At 60.9% G+C, this 15,681-nt stretch carries 13 protein-coding genes; 10 read left to right on the forward strand and 3 right to left on the reverse strand.

The window, feature by feature from the left end; translation table 11 throughout:
- Window positions 1–10: 10 nt before the first annotated feature.
- The 6 genes from HU773_RS22865 to HU773_RS22890 all read left to right on the forward strand — a co-directional run bounded on the left by HU773_RS22865 (window position 11) and on the right by HU773_RS22890 (window position 7,759).
- The gene (locus HU773_RS22865) at window positions 11–1,459 is read left to right on the forward strand and encodes an alginate O-acetyltransferase (RefSeq protein WP_120734471.1); all 1,449 of its coding nucleotides are present in this window, start codon (window positions 11–13) and stop codon (window positions 1,457–1,459) included.
- Window positions 1,460–1,467: 8 nt separating this feature from the next.
- The gene (locus HU773_RS22870) at window positions 1,468–2,568 is read left to right on the forward strand and encodes a mannuronate-specific alginate lyase (RefSeq protein WP_120734119.1); all 1,101 of its coding nucleotides are present in this window, start codon (window positions 1,468–1,470) and stop codon (window positions 2,566–2,568) included.
- Window positions 2,569–2,755: 187 nt separating this feature from the next.
- Entirely contained in the window at window positions 2,756–4,288 is a 1,533-nt protein-coding gene (locus tag HU773_RS22875) for an MBOAT family O-acyltransferase (RefSeq protein ID WP_057438220.1), read from the forward strand.
- 11 nt (window positions 4,289–4,299) lie between these two features.
- A complete protein-coding gene (locus tag HU773_RS22880; RefSeq protein ID WP_057958524.1) occupies window positions 4,300–5,490 on the forward strand; it encodes an alginate O-acetyltransferase in 1,191 nt (396 codons plus the stop codon).
- A gap of 16 nt (window positions 5,491–5,506) precedes the next feature.
- A complete protein-coding gene (locus tag HU773_RS22885) occupies window positions 5,507–6,160 on the forward strand; it encodes an alginate O-acetyltransferase AlgF (protein WP_057438217.1) in 654 nt (217 codons plus the stop codon).
- A 147-nt stretch (window positions 6,161–6,307) separates the two neighbouring features.
- Window positions 6,308–7,759, forward strand: coding sequence for a mannose-1-phosphate guanylyltransferase/mannose-6-phosphate isomerase (locus HU773_RS22890; protein WP_057438216.1), 1,452 nt, complete (start codon window positions 6,308–6,310; stop codon window positions 7,757–7,759).
- A gap of 126 nt (window positions 7,760–7,885) precedes the next feature.
- On the opposite strand, the gene HU773_RS22895 is transcribed toward HU773_RS22890, so the two are convergent.
- Window positions 7,886–10,666 carry a dermonecrotic toxin domain-containing protein gene (locus HU773_RS22895; RefSeq protein ID WP_128592813.1) on the reverse strand — a complete coding sequence of 927 codons (2,781 nt, stop codon included), beginning with the start codon at window positions 10,664–10,666 and terminating at the stop codon, window positions 7,886–7,888.
- 203 nt (window positions 10,667–10,869) lie between these two features.
- Here HU773_RS22895 and HU773_RS22900 point away from each other — a divergent pair, with 203 nt between their 5' ends.
- Both HU773_RS22900 and HU773_RS22905 read left to right on the forward strand, forming a co-directional pair.
- Window positions 10,870–11,334 (forward strand): hypothetical protein, encoded by a 465-nt coding sequence (locus HU773_RS22900; RefSeq protein WP_057438212.1) that lies wholly within the window; start codon window positions 10,870–10,872, stop codon window positions 11,332–11,334.
- Window positions 11,335–11,354: 20 nt separating this feature from the next.
- Window positions 11,355–12,167 carry an SDR family oxidoreductase gene (locus HU773_RS22905; RefSeq protein WP_057438210.1) on the forward strand — a complete coding sequence of 271 codons (813 nt, stop codon included), beginning with the start codon at window positions 11,355–11,357 and terminating at the stop codon, window positions 12,165–12,167.
- A gap of 41 nt (window positions 12,168–12,208) precedes the next feature.
- Here HU773_RS22905 and HU773_RS22910 read toward each other — a convergent pair whose 3' ends face one another.
- Window positions 12,209–13,063, reverse strand: coding sequence for a LysR family transcriptional regulator (locus tag HU773_RS22910; RefSeq protein WP_186625898.1), 855 nt, complete (start codon window positions 13,061–13,063; stop codon window positions 12,209–12,211).
- A gap of 111 nt (window positions 13,064–13,174) precedes the next feature.
- On the opposite strand from HU773_RS22910, the gene HU773_RS22915 reads away from it, so the two are divergent.
- Together HU773_RS22915 and HU773_RS22920 are read left to right on the forward strand one after the other, a co-directional pair.
- The gene (locus HU773_RS22915; RefSeq protein ID WP_169989505.1) at window positions 13,175–14,362 is read left to right on the forward strand and encodes an MFS transporter; all 1,188 of its coding nucleotides are present in this window, start codon (window positions 13,175–13,177) and stop codon (window positions 14,360–14,362) included.
- Entirely contained in the window at window positions 14,362–14,766 is a 405-nt protein-coding gene (locus HU773_RS22920) for a hypothetical protein (RefSeq protein ID WP_057438390.1), read from the forward strand. The genes HU773_RS22915 and HU773_RS22920 overlap by 1 nt, the downstream gene beginning before the upstream one ends.
- A 46-nt stretch (window positions 14,767–14,812) precedes the next feature.
- Here HU773_RS22920 and HU773_RS22925 read toward each other — a convergent pair whose 3' ends face one another.
- Complete coding sequence (locus HU773_RS22925; RefSeq protein ID WP_057438208.1) at window positions 14,813–15,673, reverse strand: efflux RND transporter periplasmic adaptor subunit; 861 nt, start codon at window positions 15,671–15,673, stop codon at window positions 14,813–14,815.
- Window positions 15,674–15,681: the final 8 nt, after the last annotated feature.

A 15,681-nucleotide genomic window follows, 5' to 3' on the forward strand; every position in this document is an offset into this window, starting at 1 on the left:
GATGACCTTTATGCACCCACACATGATCAAGCTACTCAGCCTCTCGGGTTTGACCCTCGGCATCCTGGCCGCCAGCAGCGGCGTGCGCGCCGATGAAGCCCAGGCGCCGAGCTTTACCGCCGAGCCGTGCTGCAACCTGTGCCCCGAGGCCCACGACGCAAAGAACTACACCACCCGCTACCAGCAGAACTTCACCACCCTGGTACAGGCCCAGGGCGACTGGCTGTTCCGTACCCAGGAAGACCTGCGCACCGAATTCGACACCACCCCGGCCGGCTACAAGCGCATGCAGCAACTGCGCGATGCGTTCAAGAGCAAGGGCGTGGAACTGGTGGTGGTCTACCAGCCGACCCGTGGCCTGGTAAACCGCAACAAACTCAACCCGGCAGAGAAAGCCAGCTTCGATTTCGACAAGGCCCTGGGCAACTACAAGAGCATGCTCGGGCGTTTTGCCAAGATGGGCTATGTGGTGCCGGACCTGTCGCCGCTGACCAACGAGCAATTGCCGGACGAACAGCCGGCCCACGACTTCTACTTCCGTGGCGACCAGCACTGGACCCCGTATGGCGCCCAGCGCACCGCCAAAATCGTCGGGGCCAAGGTGCGCGCCATGCCCGAGTTCGCCGGGATCCCCCAGCGTGAATTCGAGACCAACAAGTCCGGGCGCATGGGCAAGACCGGCACCCTGCACAACATGGCCGGGCAGCTGTGCGGCACCAGCTACGCGATCCAGTACATGGACCAGTTCAGCACCGAGCCCAAGGGCGAAGCGGCGGACGGCGACCTGTTCGGCGACTCCGGCAACCCGCAGATCACCCTGGTGGGCACCAGCCACAGTGGCAAGAACTACAACTTCGCCGGCTTCCTGCAACAGGAAATCGGCGCCGACATCCTTAACGTCGCCTTCCCCGGCGGTGGCCTGGAAGGCTCGATGATCCAGTACCTGGGCAGCGAAGAATTCCAGAAGAGCCCACCGAAGATTCTGATCTGGGAATTCTCACCGCTGTATCGCCTCGACCAGGAAACCACCTATCGCCAGATGATGGCCCTGCTCGACAACGGCTGTGAGGGCAAGCCGGCGCAGATGAGCGCCAGCACCACCCTCAAGCCGGGCAAGAACGAGTTGATGGTTAACAGCAAGAACATGGACCTGCGCAACAGCCGTCATCAGGTCGACATTCGCTTCGCCGATCCCTCGGTGAAAACCCTGCAAGCCACCCTCTGGTACATGAACGGGCGCCACGAGGACATCAAGATCGACAAACCCGAAACATCCGAGACAGACGGGCGTTTCGCCTTTGAACTGCGCACCGATGAAGACTGGGCCTCGCAGAACCTGCTGGCCGTGGAAGTGCAGGGCCCCGAAGCGGGCGCTGCGGCGCAGAAAGTCGAAGCGAAAATTTGCACACGCAACGTATTCCCCGCGGGTGGTCAGCAGACTGCTTCCGCCGGGCAATGAGGTTACCTATGCAGAAGTTATTGATTCCAACGTTGCTCGGCCTGGCGATATTTGCCGGCCACGCCAACGCCGCCGCGCCGCTGCGTCCGCCCCAGGGCTACTTCGCGCCGATTGAAGCGTTCAAGACCGGCGACTTCAAGAATGACTGCGACGCCATGCCGACGCCCTACACCGGCTCGCTGCAGTTTCGCAGCAAATACGAAGGCTCCGACAAAGCCCGTTCGACCCTGAATGTGCAGTCGGAAAAAGCCTTTCGCGACAGCACCGCCGACATCACCAAACTGGAAAAAGACACCAGCAAGCGGGTGATGCAGTTCATGCGCGACGGTCGCCCGGAGCAATTGCAGTGCACGCTGAACTGGCTGGTGAGCTGGGCCAAGGCCGATGCGTTGATGTCCAAGGACTTCAACCACACCGGCAAGTCGATGCGCAAATGGGCGTTGGGCAGCATGGCGTCGGCCTATGTGCGCCTGAAGTTCTCCGAGTCGCAACCGCTGGCCAGGCACCCACAGGAATCGCAGTTGATCGAAGCCTGGTTCAACAAACTGGCCGAGCAAGTGGTCAGCGACTGGGACAACCTGCCCCTGGAAAAAACCAACAACCATTCGTACTGGGCCGCCTGGTCGGTGATGGCCACATCCGTCGCCACCAACCGTCGCGACCTGTTCGATTGGGCGGTGAAGGAATACAAGGTCGGTGCCAATCAGGTCGACGCCCAGGGCTACCTGCCCAACGAACTCAAGCGCCAGCAACGGGCCTTGGCCTACCACAACTATGCGCTGCCACCGCTGGCGATGATCGCCAGTTTCGCCCTGGTCAATGGCGTGGATGTACGCCCGGAAAACAACGGCGCACTCAAGCGCCTGGGCGACAAGGTGCTGGCCGGGGTCAAGGATCCGGAACTCTTCGAGCAGAAGAACGGCAAAGAGCAGGACATGCAGGATCTGGAGCAGGACTCGAAATTCGCCTGGCTGGAGCCCTTCTGCACCCTCTACACCTGCGCCCCGGAGGTACTGGAGCGCAAGCACGAGATGCAGCCGTTCAAGACCTTCCGCCTGGGTGGCGACCTGACCAAGGTCTACGACCCGGCGCATGAAAAAGGCAGTTAGCCGCTGATCGTTCCCACGCTCCGCGTGGGAATGCAGCACGGGACGCTCTGCGTCCCACAGCGTGACGCAGAGTGTCACAAGAGGCATTCCCACGCAGAGCGTGGGAACGATCGCCCTCCCCGGTTTTCGTGGGGGGTTTGGGGGGGCCGTTGGCCCTTGACTGTTGGTTAAACATGGAGAGATCGGGATGGTTTTCTCGTCCAATGTGTTCCTGTTTCTGTTCTTGCCGATCTTTCTCGGCTTGTACTATTTGAGCGGGCAACGCTATCGCAATCTGCTGCTGCTGATTGCCAGTTATGTGTTCTACGCCTGGTGGCGAGTGGACTTCCTGGCGCTGTTCGCCGCCGTGACCCTGTGGAACTACTGGATCGGCCTCAAGGTCGGTGCCGCAGGCGTGCGCACCAAGCCGGCCCAGCGCTGGCTGCTGCTCGGCGTGGCGGTCGACCTGTGCATCCTCGGCTACTTCAAGTACGCCAACTTCGGCGTCGACAGCATCAATCTGATGATGAAATCGGCGGGCCTGGAGCCGTTTATCCTGACCCACGTGCTGCTGCCGATCGGGATCTCGTTCTACATCTTCGAGTCCATCAGCTACATCATCGACGTGTACCGCGGCGACACCCCGGCCACCCGCAACCTCATCGACTTTGCGGCGTTCGTGGCGATCTTCCCGCACTTGATTGCCGGCCCGGTGCTGCGTTTTCGTGACCTGGCCGACCAGTTCAACAACCGCACCCACACCCTGGATAAATTCTCCGAGGGCTGCACGCGGTTCATGCAGGGTTTTATCAAGAAGGTGTTTATCGCCGACACCCTGGCGGTGGTGGCCGACCATTGCTTTGCCCTGCAAAACCCCACCACCGGCGACGCCTGGCTCGGCGCGCTGGCGTATACCGCGCAGCTGTATTTCGACTTCTCCGGCTACAGCGACATGGCGATCGGTCTGGGCTTGATGATGGGCTTCCGCTTTATGGAAAACTTCAAGCAGCCGTATATCAGCCAGTCGATCACCGAGTTCTGGCGGCGCTGGCATATCAGCCTGTCCACCTGGCTGCGTGACTACCTGTACATCACCCTGGGCGGCAACCGCAAAGGCACGCTGACCACTTATCGCAACCTGTTCCTGACCATGCTGCTCGGTGGCCTGTGGCACGGCGCGAACATCACCTACATCGTCTGGGGCGCCTGGCACGGCATGTGGCTGGCGATTGAAAAAGCCATCGGCCTCAACACCTCGCCACGTAGCTTCAACCCGGTGCGCTGGGCCTTCACCTTCCTGCTGGTGGTGATGGGCTGGGTGATCTTCCGTGCCGAAAACCTGCACGTCGCCGGGCGCATGTACGGCGCGATGTTCAGCTTTGGCGAGTGGTCGCTGTCGGAACTCAACCGCGCCAACCTGACGGGCCTGCAAGTGGCAACCATGGTGGTGGCCTACGCCACGCTGGCGTTCTTCGGCCTGCGCGACTTCTACAACAATCGCCCGGCCGACAAGGCCAAGCCGGCTGATCCGAGCCTGATCAAGGCAGTGCCTGGCGACACCCCCGGCAGCATCCAGGAGCCCGGTTTCAGCGTCGGCAGCAACGCCGCCGTGCAACCGGCCTACTGGACCGCCGACTGGCCCCGCTATGCCATGCGCGCGGTGATCCTGCTGCTGTTTGTGGCTTCGATTCTGAAACTCTCGGCGCAAAGCTTCTCGCCGTTCCTTTACTTCCAGTTCTGAGGGAGCCGACCATGACCCGTTCATTCCGCATCCTCTACGCCGCGCTGTTCATGGCCCTGCTTATGGCCCTGGGCGCGTGGTCGGTGCGCAGTTTCTTCGGTTTCAATACCAACGCCGAAGCCACCGTGCTCAACGGGCGCTGGGCCAAGGCCGTCGAGACCCATTACGACGACGAGTTCCCGATCAAGCGCCTGGGCACCAACCTCTGGGCCGCCCTGGACTACAAGCTGTTCAACGAAGGTCGTCCCGGCGTGGTGCTGGGTCGCGATCACTGGTTGTACAGCGACGAGGAGTTCAACCCCGCCGTCAACGAAGAGCAGAACCTGCAAGACAACTACGCCCTGGTCGAAGGCGTGCGCCAGACCCTCAAGGCCAAGGGCGTGCAGTTGGTGATGGCGATTGTCCCGGCCAAGGTGCGCCTGTACCCGGAGCATCTGGGTGAAGTGCAACCGGCGAGCATTCATGCCGGGCTTTATCAGGACTTCCATGCGCGGGTTGCCGCCGACAAGATCCTCGCCCCCGACCTGCTGGGCCCGCTGCAACAGGCCAAGCTCCACGGCCAGCAGGTGTTCCTGCGCACCGACACCCACTGGACCCCGGATGGCGCCGAAGTCGCCGCCAAGCAGCTGGCCAGGACCATCAACGCCAAGACCCTGCTCAGCGGCGAGCCCCAGCGCTTTGTCACCGACGCCGAGGGCATCGCCCCCCACAGCGGTGACTTGCGCCTGTTCCTGCCCCTGGACCCATTGTTCGAAAACCTGATGCCGCCCAAGGAGCCCCTGCAAAAACGCGTGACCCACGCGGTGCAGGCCCAGGCCGCAGGCGACGACGCGCTGTTTGCCGACAGCGAGATGCCGGTGGCCCTGGTGGGCACCAGCTACAGCGCCAACCCCAACTGGAACTTCGTCGGCGCCCTGAAGCAAGCCCTGGGCAGCGAAGTGGTGAACTACTCCGAAGACGGCCACGGCCCGATCCTGCCGATGCTCAGCTACCTGAAAAGCGATGACTTCAAGAACAGCCCGCCGCAAGTGCTGATCTGGGAGTTTCCGGAACGCTATCTGCCGGTGAACAACGAAATCGGCGAAGCCGACCCCGAGTGGGTCGCGCAGCTCAAACAAGCCGGTACGCGCCAACAGAACATGGCAAGCAACACCCCAGTTAAAACCGAAAAATCCGAGACGCCCGACCGGGCGCAAAACTGAAAGAGAGGTAACTCACATGACTTTCACTACTACTCCGCGTCGTCTCGCCAAGACTCTGGCCCTGGCCGCCGGCATGAGCTTCGTATCCATGTCCGCGTTCGCAGGCGACGCCGCCCTCTATGGCCCCGTCGCACCGAAAGGCTCGAGCTTCGTGCGCCTGTTCAACGCCAGCAACCAGGAAGTCAGCGCCAGCGTCGGCAACACGGCGTTGAGCGATGTGGCACCGCTGGCCAGCAGTGACTTCAGCTTCCTGCCGGGCGGTGACTACAGCGCCAAGGTCGGTAGCCAGAACGTCACGGTCAAACTGGCCGCCGATCACTATTACACCCTGGTCAACAGCGCCAGCGGCCAGCCGCAACTGATCGAAGAACCGCCGTTCAAGAACAAGCAGAAATCCCTGGTGCGCGTGCAGAACCTCAGCGACAAGGCCCTGACCCTGAAAACCGCCGACGGCAAGACCGATGTGGTCAAGGCCGTGGCCGCCAAGGGCCGTGGCGAGCGCGAGATCAACCCGGTGAAGGTCAGCCTGGCGCTGTACGACGGTGACAAGAAGGTTGGCGATGTGAAGCCGGTGGCCCTGGAACGTGGTGAGGCGGCGGTGCTGTATGTCACCGGCTCCGGCAGCAACCTGTCGCCAGTGTGGGTCAAGCGCCCCGTGTCGACCCGTTGATGATTTCCCTGAGTTGAGACGCCCCCTTGTGGGAGCTGGTTTGCCTGCTCCCACACTGTCCGCGTGTCGACTCAGGACCGAGACAAAAACAAGAGTGAAACGACAAACCTTCGTAGCTCTGACCCAAATCGATTCAAGGAGAAACACATGATCCCAGTAATCCTTTCCGGTGGTAGCGGCTCACGTCTTTGGCCGCTTTCCCGTAAACAGTTTCCTAAACAGTTCCTGGCCCTGACCGGCGAGCACACGCTGTTCCAGCAAACCCTCGAGCGCCTGGTGTTCGAAGGCATGGACGCACCGATCATCGTCTGCAACAAAGACCACCGTTTTATCGTCAATGAGCAACTGAGCACTCGCAAGCTCGACAGTCAGCGCATCCTGATGGAACCGTTTGGCCGCAACACCGCGCCGGCCGTGGCCTTGACCGCGATGATGCTGGTCAATGAAGGCCGCGATGAACTGATGCTGGTCTTGCCAGCCGACCATGTGCTGGATGACCAGAAAGCCCTGCAACGCGCCCTGGCCCTGGCCACCGTGGCGGCCGAGCGTGGCGAGATGGTGCTGTTCGGTGTACCGGCCACCCGTCCGGAAACCGGCTACGGCTATATCAAGTCCACCAATGATTCGCTGCTGCCCGAAGGTGTCAGCCGGGTGCAGCAGTTCGTCGAGAAGCCGGATGAAAAACGCGCCGTCGAGTTCGTCAAAAGCGGCGGCTATTTCTGGAACAGCGGGATGTTCCTGTTCCGCGCCAGCCGCTTCCTCGAAGAGCTGAAAAAGCACGATCCGGACATCTACGACACCTGCGTGCTGACCCTGGAACGCAGCGAACACACCGCCGACACCGTGACCTTCGACGAAGCCACCTTCGCCTGCTGCCCGGACAATTCCATCGACTACGCGGTGATGGAAAAAACCCAGCGCGCCTGCGTGGTGCCGCTGAGTGCCGGCTGGAGCGACGTGGGTTGCTGGGCCTCGTTGTGGGCGGTCAATGACAAAGACGCCAACGGCAACGTGACCAAGGGTGACGTGGTGATCCAGGACAGCAAGAACTGCATGATCCACGGCAACGGCAAGCTGGTGTCGGTGATCGGCCTGGAAAACATCGTGGTCGTGGAAACCAAGGACGCGATGATGATTGCCCACAAGGACAAGGTCCAGGGCGTCAAGCAGATGGTCAACACCCTGAACGAACAGGGGCGCAGCGAGACCCAGAACCACTGCGAGGTCTACCGTCCGTGGGGCTCCTACGACTCGGTGGACATGGGCGGGCGTTTCCAGGTCAAGCACATCTCGGTCAAGCCGGGCGCGTGCCTGTCGCTGCAGATGCACCACCACCGCGCCGAACACTGGATCGTGGTCAGCGGCACCGCCGAAGTGACGTGCGACGAGAATGTGTTCCTGCTCTGCGAGAACCAGTCCACCTACATCCCGATTGCCTCGGTGCACCGCCTGCGCAACCCGGGCAAGATCCCGTTGGAGATCATCGAAGTGCAATCGGGCAGCTACCTGGGCGAAGACGATATCGAGCGGTTTGAAGATATCTACGGGCGCTCGACTCCCGTCGAGCGTGGTGTGTCAGTGAAAACCATCGCGCAGTAACACCGCAAAACAAAAAGCCCTCGCCCAGCCCGTTGCGTCCCCTATCCGCAATGGGCTGGGCGGGGGCTTTTTCTGATCGGGCCACTTTGCAGATTGGCAGCGATCACCCACTCAGCGTTGTTCCCTTCACTCGAAATAGTCCTTGAAATTGTTCGGCCCCAAATACAGAAAGTTCGACGGCGTCAGCTTGATTTCTTTGGCCATCTTGAGCTCGACGAACTGGCTGCCGGCCGTGACCGGGCCTAAATCCGTGGGCACCTGGTCAGAGCTGAAGATCACCATATAGTCGCCACTGCCCACATAGCGTTCATTCCCTAAAAACAACAGGTTCTCAACGTTCTCGCTGTTAAATTGCTGGCCTGGGGGGTTAACGTACACACCGCCCTTTGAACCCGCACGCCTTTCACCACGCGCCAGATCATTGATGCTTCGCTCGCGAGCGATCGCTTCTGCGCCGGCCTTGCTGGTGTAGTGAATGTAAACCGGCTTGCCGTTGTAAGTGCCCGAATCCACTATCGACTGCCAATCCTGATGATTGGCCAAGGGTTGATTGGTTGCTGAGCTTGATGCCAGCGGGCCTTGCCCGGCAGGCTGCTCGCGGGCAGCGTTGACCCCCTTGCCTTTTCTATTGCCCCCGAGCATCTTGCTCGCGCGCCATTGGTTATCGGCACCTGTTTCAACGGTCAGTACGGGTTTACCGGTCTGGGGATCAATAATCTGGACATAGCCGTCACTGAGTTTGAAATCACCTTTAATCTCATACGTCTTGGCGATACCGGACTGATCGGTGTAACGGATAAACCAACGATCTAGCCCCGCCTCGTTCTTGTACTGATAAATCCCTCTAGCATTGACTGTGCTCTTGGCCAGTAATGATTCGCCATCGGCAATGGCGTAGGCGCTGATGTTGTCCGTTTGTGACGGTTGCAGGCGATTGGGCACATCGGCATCAACGCCTGGAGAGTCAGGCGCCGGTTCGGACGCGGACTCCACGGAGGGCTCAGGGGCTAGCGGTTCTTCTTTGGGCAGCGCAAAGGGATCCGCGGCATTTGAGCTGAGACCGGCAGAGGAGAACAAGGTGTTGATCATGCCATCGAATGACTTCGACGCCCCGTCATGACGTTCAGCCTGGGTGTCGCCCGAAATCTCTTTTTCGGTGCCCAATACCACTTCCGTGAGACTTGTGATGACGGCAGCGGCGGCGACCGGAGCAGCCAGCGGGGCCAGTTTGACCAGCAGTTCTGCGCCGACCGAAATGTCGTTGAGCCAGGTGTCACGGGTGACCTCGCTGTTGGATTTGATCGCGGTGTCTGCGTCGTTCCTCATACGCTGCTGGCCACTGTCCGCCATGTGACTGAACACATCGCCCTTGATCGCGATATTGCTGCGGTCAATGACGTTGCCCTCCTGGCTGCTGACGCTATCCGTACTGAGGTATTCCAGGGATGAATCGACGCCGTTTTTTGGCCGTATCTCAGAGATCAGGGAACCCAGCGGCACGATTGCATTAAAGAATGCGGTCCCAAAACCACCGGACTCACTGTTCTGCCGATCAGCCAACGAGAAGTGCGACTCCAGGGCTTTGCGCGTCTGGGGCGTCTTGCCTTGATCGCTGACCCATTGATCCATTTTTTCCAGTGAGGCGAATTTCAGAAAGGCTGGCTTGGCGTCAGGAATATAGAGAATTTGCACGCCGTCCAGGCGCCCGCTGGCATCCTTCTGGAGCCCCTCTGCGGGCAGGGTAAAACGCAAAATATCACTGGACTGAAAGCCATTGATATCAAATGCATGAACCTGGACATCGCCGGTTACCGGGGAGGTTGCCTGCAGTTTCTCCACGGTCATGGGCTGGTCTTCGGCTATTTCTGCACCGGTAACCGCCTTCATCAGCCGTCTATAGTCACTCCTGGTGAGCTGATGCTCGGGCGGCTGCAGCGCACGTTCGGCCGGTAACTTCGCCTCCTGGGCCTTGAGTTGCTCGCCTGCCCTATAGATGAATATGCCTTTCTGGACTGTGCGGTAGCCATCGGCGTGGTCTTTCCAGAAGCTGTCGATTTTTGCCGACATGGTCGTCTGGAAGTCGGATTTCCAAAGGGCCTTCATAAAGGCCGAAGGCGCCAGGGGGATTTCGTTGTGGGCGCCATAGCCTGCTTTGGCGCTTTGTCCGGGGCCGTCTTTATACAAGCCCGCTTCCGAGTCCAGAGTGCCGGGAATCCCGTCGTACTCGGAAAAGTTCTTCAACACGGCGTCAGTCAAACTGATGGATGACGTGGGTTCTTCCTTCATGTGTTCCCAACCGGTAGCGGTTTGCCCTGATTGCGAACTGTTAAAACGATTCAAATAAGTCTTGTCGGCGTCTACATGGATTCCGGTCAACCCGAACACAATTTCTTCTGCACGCTTTTTGGCTTCTTTGCGCACATCTGGAAACGCCACGGCCGTGTCCAACACAATCTTTTTGAATTTGGTTTTTTCGACATTGGCCTTGGCGGCTCGCTCGGTAATGACTGCGTAGGCATTCGAGGGGCTTGTCGGTGCCAGGGCAGACACGGTCTGCCTGAGTTGGATGAGCCCCTCTCGGTTTTGCGGAATGCTCCAGCCATTGGCGGTGATGTATTGCGCAAGGCTGACTTCCATTGTCGGGCCTGGGTGTTGCGCATCGGGAGCCAATTGTATTTTGGCGGCTTGCAAGGCCGGGAGAATATGCTCATTGGATATACGGCCCGTTGCAAGTCCTTGCTCCAGGCCTGCCAGGGTCAGTATCAGCGCGTTACGGTTGTCCAGGGCACTGTTGCCGGCAACGGTGGTGGCTTGGGTATTGGAGGCGGACTTCATTGGGCTGCTCTCATCGTCAGAAGCGAAGGAGCGGTAGGCTGGAACAGCAAAATTTTGTACGGATAAGGTCATGGCGTTGTTCTCGGCACGTATAAAAAAAGCTCACAGAACAACGACCGTCAGTCTGTGGCTGTATATAGGTGTGTGAAGCGAACAACCCCCTTGATTCCAGCGCGAAGGTTACGTGGAGTGTCCGTTCGGGGGTGACCGCAACCCGATAGGCAACCGCATGCTGTCAACGGTACGATGGTTCATCTACCCACGAGGCTGCCCCCATGTTCTTCGGCGTTCTGCTCATCATCACCTGGCTGGTCCTACTCCTGCGCTACCCGGCCAAGGCATTGCCGGTTTCCCTCGCCGCAGCAGTGGGCTTGGGCTTCGTGGCGATATGGGTGGTCTGGCTGGACAACCGCGAAGCCTCGCAACTGGCGCGCCTGGAACTGCGCATCCACTATGCCCCCGATCAGTGCCCCGCCGACCGCCCCTTGCAGCTCAAGCTCAACAACGGCAACGACGTCCCCCTGACCGAACTGCGCTGGCGCGTCGCCGCCTACGCACCAGGCGATACGGTGAACCTGGCGGACAACGTCTATGCTGCCCCGCGTTATCGCGGCCCCGGCGAACTGCAGGCCGGCGCCACCTGGGAAGACTGTCTGCCAGTGCCGCCCCTGCGCCCCGGCTACCGCCCGCAAACCCTGGAGTTTCGCGCCGAACACCTGCAAGGCAGCTTCTCCGACTAACCACTACCAAGGATTGCCCCATGCCTAACGTGCTTATCACCGGTTGCTCCAGCGGCATCGGCCGTGCCCTGGCCGATGCCTTCAAAGTCGCCGGCTATGACGTATGGGCCAGCGCCCGTCGTCCCGAAGACGTCGCGGCCCTCGCATCTGCCGGTTTCAAGGCCGTGCAACTGGACGTCAACGATGGCGCGGCCCTGGCGCAATTGGCCGGACAGGTGGGCGAGCTGGATGTGTTGATCAACAACGCCGGCTACGGCGCCATGGGCCCGCTGCTCGATGGTGGCACCGAGGCCCTGCAGCGCCAGTTCGAGACCAACGTGTTCGCCATCGTCGGCGTGACCCAGGCGCTGTTCCCCGCCCTGCGCGCGCGCAAAGGGCTGGTGGTGAATATCGGCAGCGTTTCCGGGGTGCTGGTCACGCCGTTTGCCGGCGCCTACTGCGCCTCCAAGGCCGCCGTGCATGCCTTGAGCGATGCCTTGCGCATGGAACTCGCACCGTTTGGCGTGCGAGTCATGGAAGTGCAGCCGGGGGCGATCAATACCCACTTTGCCAAGAACGCCGGCACCCAGGCCGAATTGCTGATCAATGAACAATCGCCGTGGTGGCCACTGCGCGAAAGCATCCGTGCCCGCTCCCAGGCCTCCCAGGACAAACCGACCCCGGCCAGCACCTTTGCGGCGGATGTGCTCAAGGCCGTGCAACAGAGTGAACCACCGCGCCTGCTGCGTTCGGGGAATGGCAGCCGGGCGTTGCCGTTGATGGCGGCGCTGCTGCCCAAGGGGTTGTTGGAGACGGTGTTGAAGAAGCGATTTGGGCTGGGTGGAGCACTTTGATCACCGTGGCGAGCGGACTTGCCCTCTGCACGGGGTCTTCGCTATTTCATGAAGTCAATAAACGCCCGCACCTTCAGCGGTAAATGCCGCGTGTCCGGATACAGCGCATACACCCCCTGAGGCGCGAAACGATGATCCGGCAACAGGCGTACCAGCCGCCCCGCGTCCAGGTCCTCCTGCACCAGCCACTGCGGCAGGACCGCCACGCCATGCCCGCGCACGGCAAATGCTTGCAGCACGGCGGCACTGTCGACCACCAGCGCACTGGGGCCAGAGCGATAGTGATGTTCGCCACCTGCCGGGTCGGTCACGCTCAACTCAGTCAGGCGGCCATGCCCCAGCTTGGGCAGTCGTTCTAGTTCATCCAACGTATGGGCACTACCCAAACCAGGCGCCGCAACGGCAAATACCTGATAGGTGGATAACTGCACCGCACGATGATTGGAGTCCACCAGGCGCCCCAGCCGGATCGCCACGTCAAACCGCTCGGAGATCAGGTCGGCATGGGTCGAGGATGTGGATAAGTGGATGTTGAGGTCCGGGTGCAGGCGGCGAAAACCTTCCACGGCCGGCGCGACCACCGCCAACGCATATTCAACAGTCGTGGTGATGCGCAGGGTGCCTTTGAGCTGGGCGTGCTCAGAACGGGCCTCTTCCACTGCCAGCCGTGCTTCTTCGAGCATGCGTGTACAGCGCAGGTAGAAACGTTCGCCGGCATCGGTGAGCGCCAGTTGGCGGGTACTGCGGGTGAGCAGGGTGACGCCCAGTTCGGCTTCCAGACGTTTGAGATTGAAGCTGACCACCGCGCGGGTCTGGCCCAGCAGATCGGCGGCGGCCGTCAGCGAGCCGGCCTCGACCACGGCTTTGAAAGTGTCGAATCGGTCCAGACTGACCATGGCCACAGCCCCCCTTTGTCAAAATATTTTTGACAAACTAACAGGCAAACCCGTGTATCCCAAGCTCTGCAACCGGCCTACCCTGCCAGCCTCAAACGCTGGATCGCCCCTATGACCTACCGCTCGAAAGTCGCCTGGATCTTTTTACTGGGCTTCGCCCTGGACCTGGTGAACATGTTTGTCGCCACCGTCGCCTACCCGGATATCGCCCATGAACTGCAGGCTTCGGTCACGCAATTGGCGTGGATCAGCAACGCATACCTGCTCGGCCTGACCCTGATTATTCCGCTGAGCGTCTGGCTCGCCGCAGTGTGGGGCGAGCGGCGTTTGATCGCCGCGAGCCTGGGGCTGTTTGGCATGGCATCGGTGCTGGTGGGCCAGGCCGAGTCGATTCAGGCCCTGATCGGCTGGCGGCTGTTGCAAGGCTTGGGGGGTGGATTGCTGATACCGGTGGGCCAGGCCTTGGCGTACCGACACTTTGCCCCTGGGCAGCGTCACCAGCTGACGGCCCGAGTGATGTCGGTGGCGCTGTTGGTGCCAGCACTCTCCCCGGCGCTGGGCGGCTTGCTGGTGGACACGGTGTCGTGGCGCTGGATCTTCTATGCCAACCTGCCATTGGCCCTCCTGACCCTGCTGCTGGCACTGCTGTGGATAAAACCCGATGTGCCCGCAACCTCGCGACCGGCCCTGGCCTTGGGGAGTCTGTTCAAGCAGATCCGCCACCCGATGCTGCGAGTGGCGATGCTGGTGTATCTGTTTATCCCCGGCGTCTTTATCGGCACCAGCCTGGTCGCCATCCTCTACCTGCGAGGCCTTGGATACGACGCGACACGCACCGGGGCCTTGATGCTGCCGTGGGCACTGGCCTCGGCCCTGGCCATCTACCTGAGCAAGCAGTTGTTCAGCCGGTGCGGGCCCAAGCCATTGCTGCTGGCCGGCATGGCCTTGCAATGCGCCGGCATCCTGCTGCTCAATGCTGCCCAGCCCGCCCTGCTGGTGGGCGCCTATGCCCTGATGGGCCTGGGTGGCAGCCTGTGCAGCAGCACCGCGCAGACCCTGGCCTTTCTGGATATTCCTGCCGAACGCATGGGCCACGCCAGCGCGCTGTGGAATATCAATCGGCAAGTGAGCTTTTGCCTCGGCGCAGCGGCACTCAGCGCCGTGCTATCGGCCTCGGATTCCTTCACCATGACCTTCTTGATCGCGGCAGCCCTGACACTGCTGCCGCTCTTCGCAGCGCTGAGCCTGGATACCTCCAGGGTTCGCGCACTGCTTCACCCAGCCAGCGAGACTCAATGATGATTGATTACAGCGACTTTTTTGAAGAAGTGATCCAGACCCACATCGAGATCGAGCAGTGGTTTGCCGGCACAGCCCCCGAAGGCACCCTGCAGAACTTGCTGGCGCGCTTCTCCCCCGAGTTCAGCATGATCGCCCCCGCCACCGGCGCACGGGTGAATGCCGCCGGGGTCCAGGCCCTGTTCACTCGCCTGGGCGGCATGCGGCCCGGATTGAAAATCACCTTGAGTGAACTGACCGGCATCGACCGCCATGCGCGGGGTGCCACGGTGACCTACCGTGAGCATCAGGTTGATCACAGCGCCAGCCAGACGGATCGCCGGGCCACCGTGGTGTTCGAGAAACAGGCCAGCGGCGCACTGCTGTGGCGGCACCTGCATGAGACCTATATCCAGGGCCAATAACCCTCCCCTGCAGGAGCCGGCAGGCGACGTGCCTGATGCCCTCTGTTTAGTTTTGTGCCTGGTTGACGATCACCGTGCAAGTAATCCCCGCCGCCAGCAACACCCCCTCCGGCACTTCATCAATATGGATCCGCACCGGTACCCGCTGGGCCAGGCGTACCCAGTTGAAGGTCGGGTTCACGTCGGCGATCAGTTCGCGGCTCTCGGGGTTGTCGCGGTCGTAGATGCCGCGGGAGATGCTTTCCACATGGCCCTTGAGGGTCTCGCCGCTCATCAGTTGCATATCGGCTTTATCACCGACTTTCACATGGGGCAGCTTGGTTTCTTCGAAGAAGCCGTAGACCCAGAACGAGTTCATATCGACTACGGCCATCTTGGCTTCGCCAATGCGCGCATAGTCGCCGCGATGCACGTTGAGGTTGGTGACATAGCCGTCGACCGCTGACACGACTTGCGTGCGTTTCAAGTTCAGTTCGGCGGCCTCCAGTTGCGCCAGGGCATGTTGGTAGTCGGCCAGGGCCGAGTCGGCGATGTTGCTGGCGTCGTCGCGGTTCTCTTTGGAGATCACCAGGGCGTCGAGGTCGGCACGGCGGTGGGCGTTGACCTTGCGCATCTCCCAGGTGGCTTTGCGTGAAGCGACCAAAGATTGCGCCTGCTTGACCGCGATGCGGTAGTGCTCGGGGTCGATCTGCATCAGCAGGTCGCCCTTTTTCACCAACTGGTTGTCACGCACCGGCACATCCACCACTTCGCCGGTGACGTCGGCGGCCACGTTGATGATGTCGGCGCGCACCCGGCCATCGCGAGTCCATGGGGTCTGCATGTAATGGACCCACAAGGTGCGGCCAATCCAGATCGCCAGGGCCAGAACCAGCAGGGTTGCGAGCAGGCTGAAAAACTTTTTCATCGGGGCAT

Origin of the sequence: Pseudomonas shahriarae (assembly GCF_014268455.2) — a bacterium.
GTDB classification, from domain to species: domain Bacteria; phylum Pseudomonadota; class Gammaproteobacteria; order Pseudomonadales; family Pseudomonadaceae; genus Aquipseudomonas; species Aquipseudomonas shahriarae.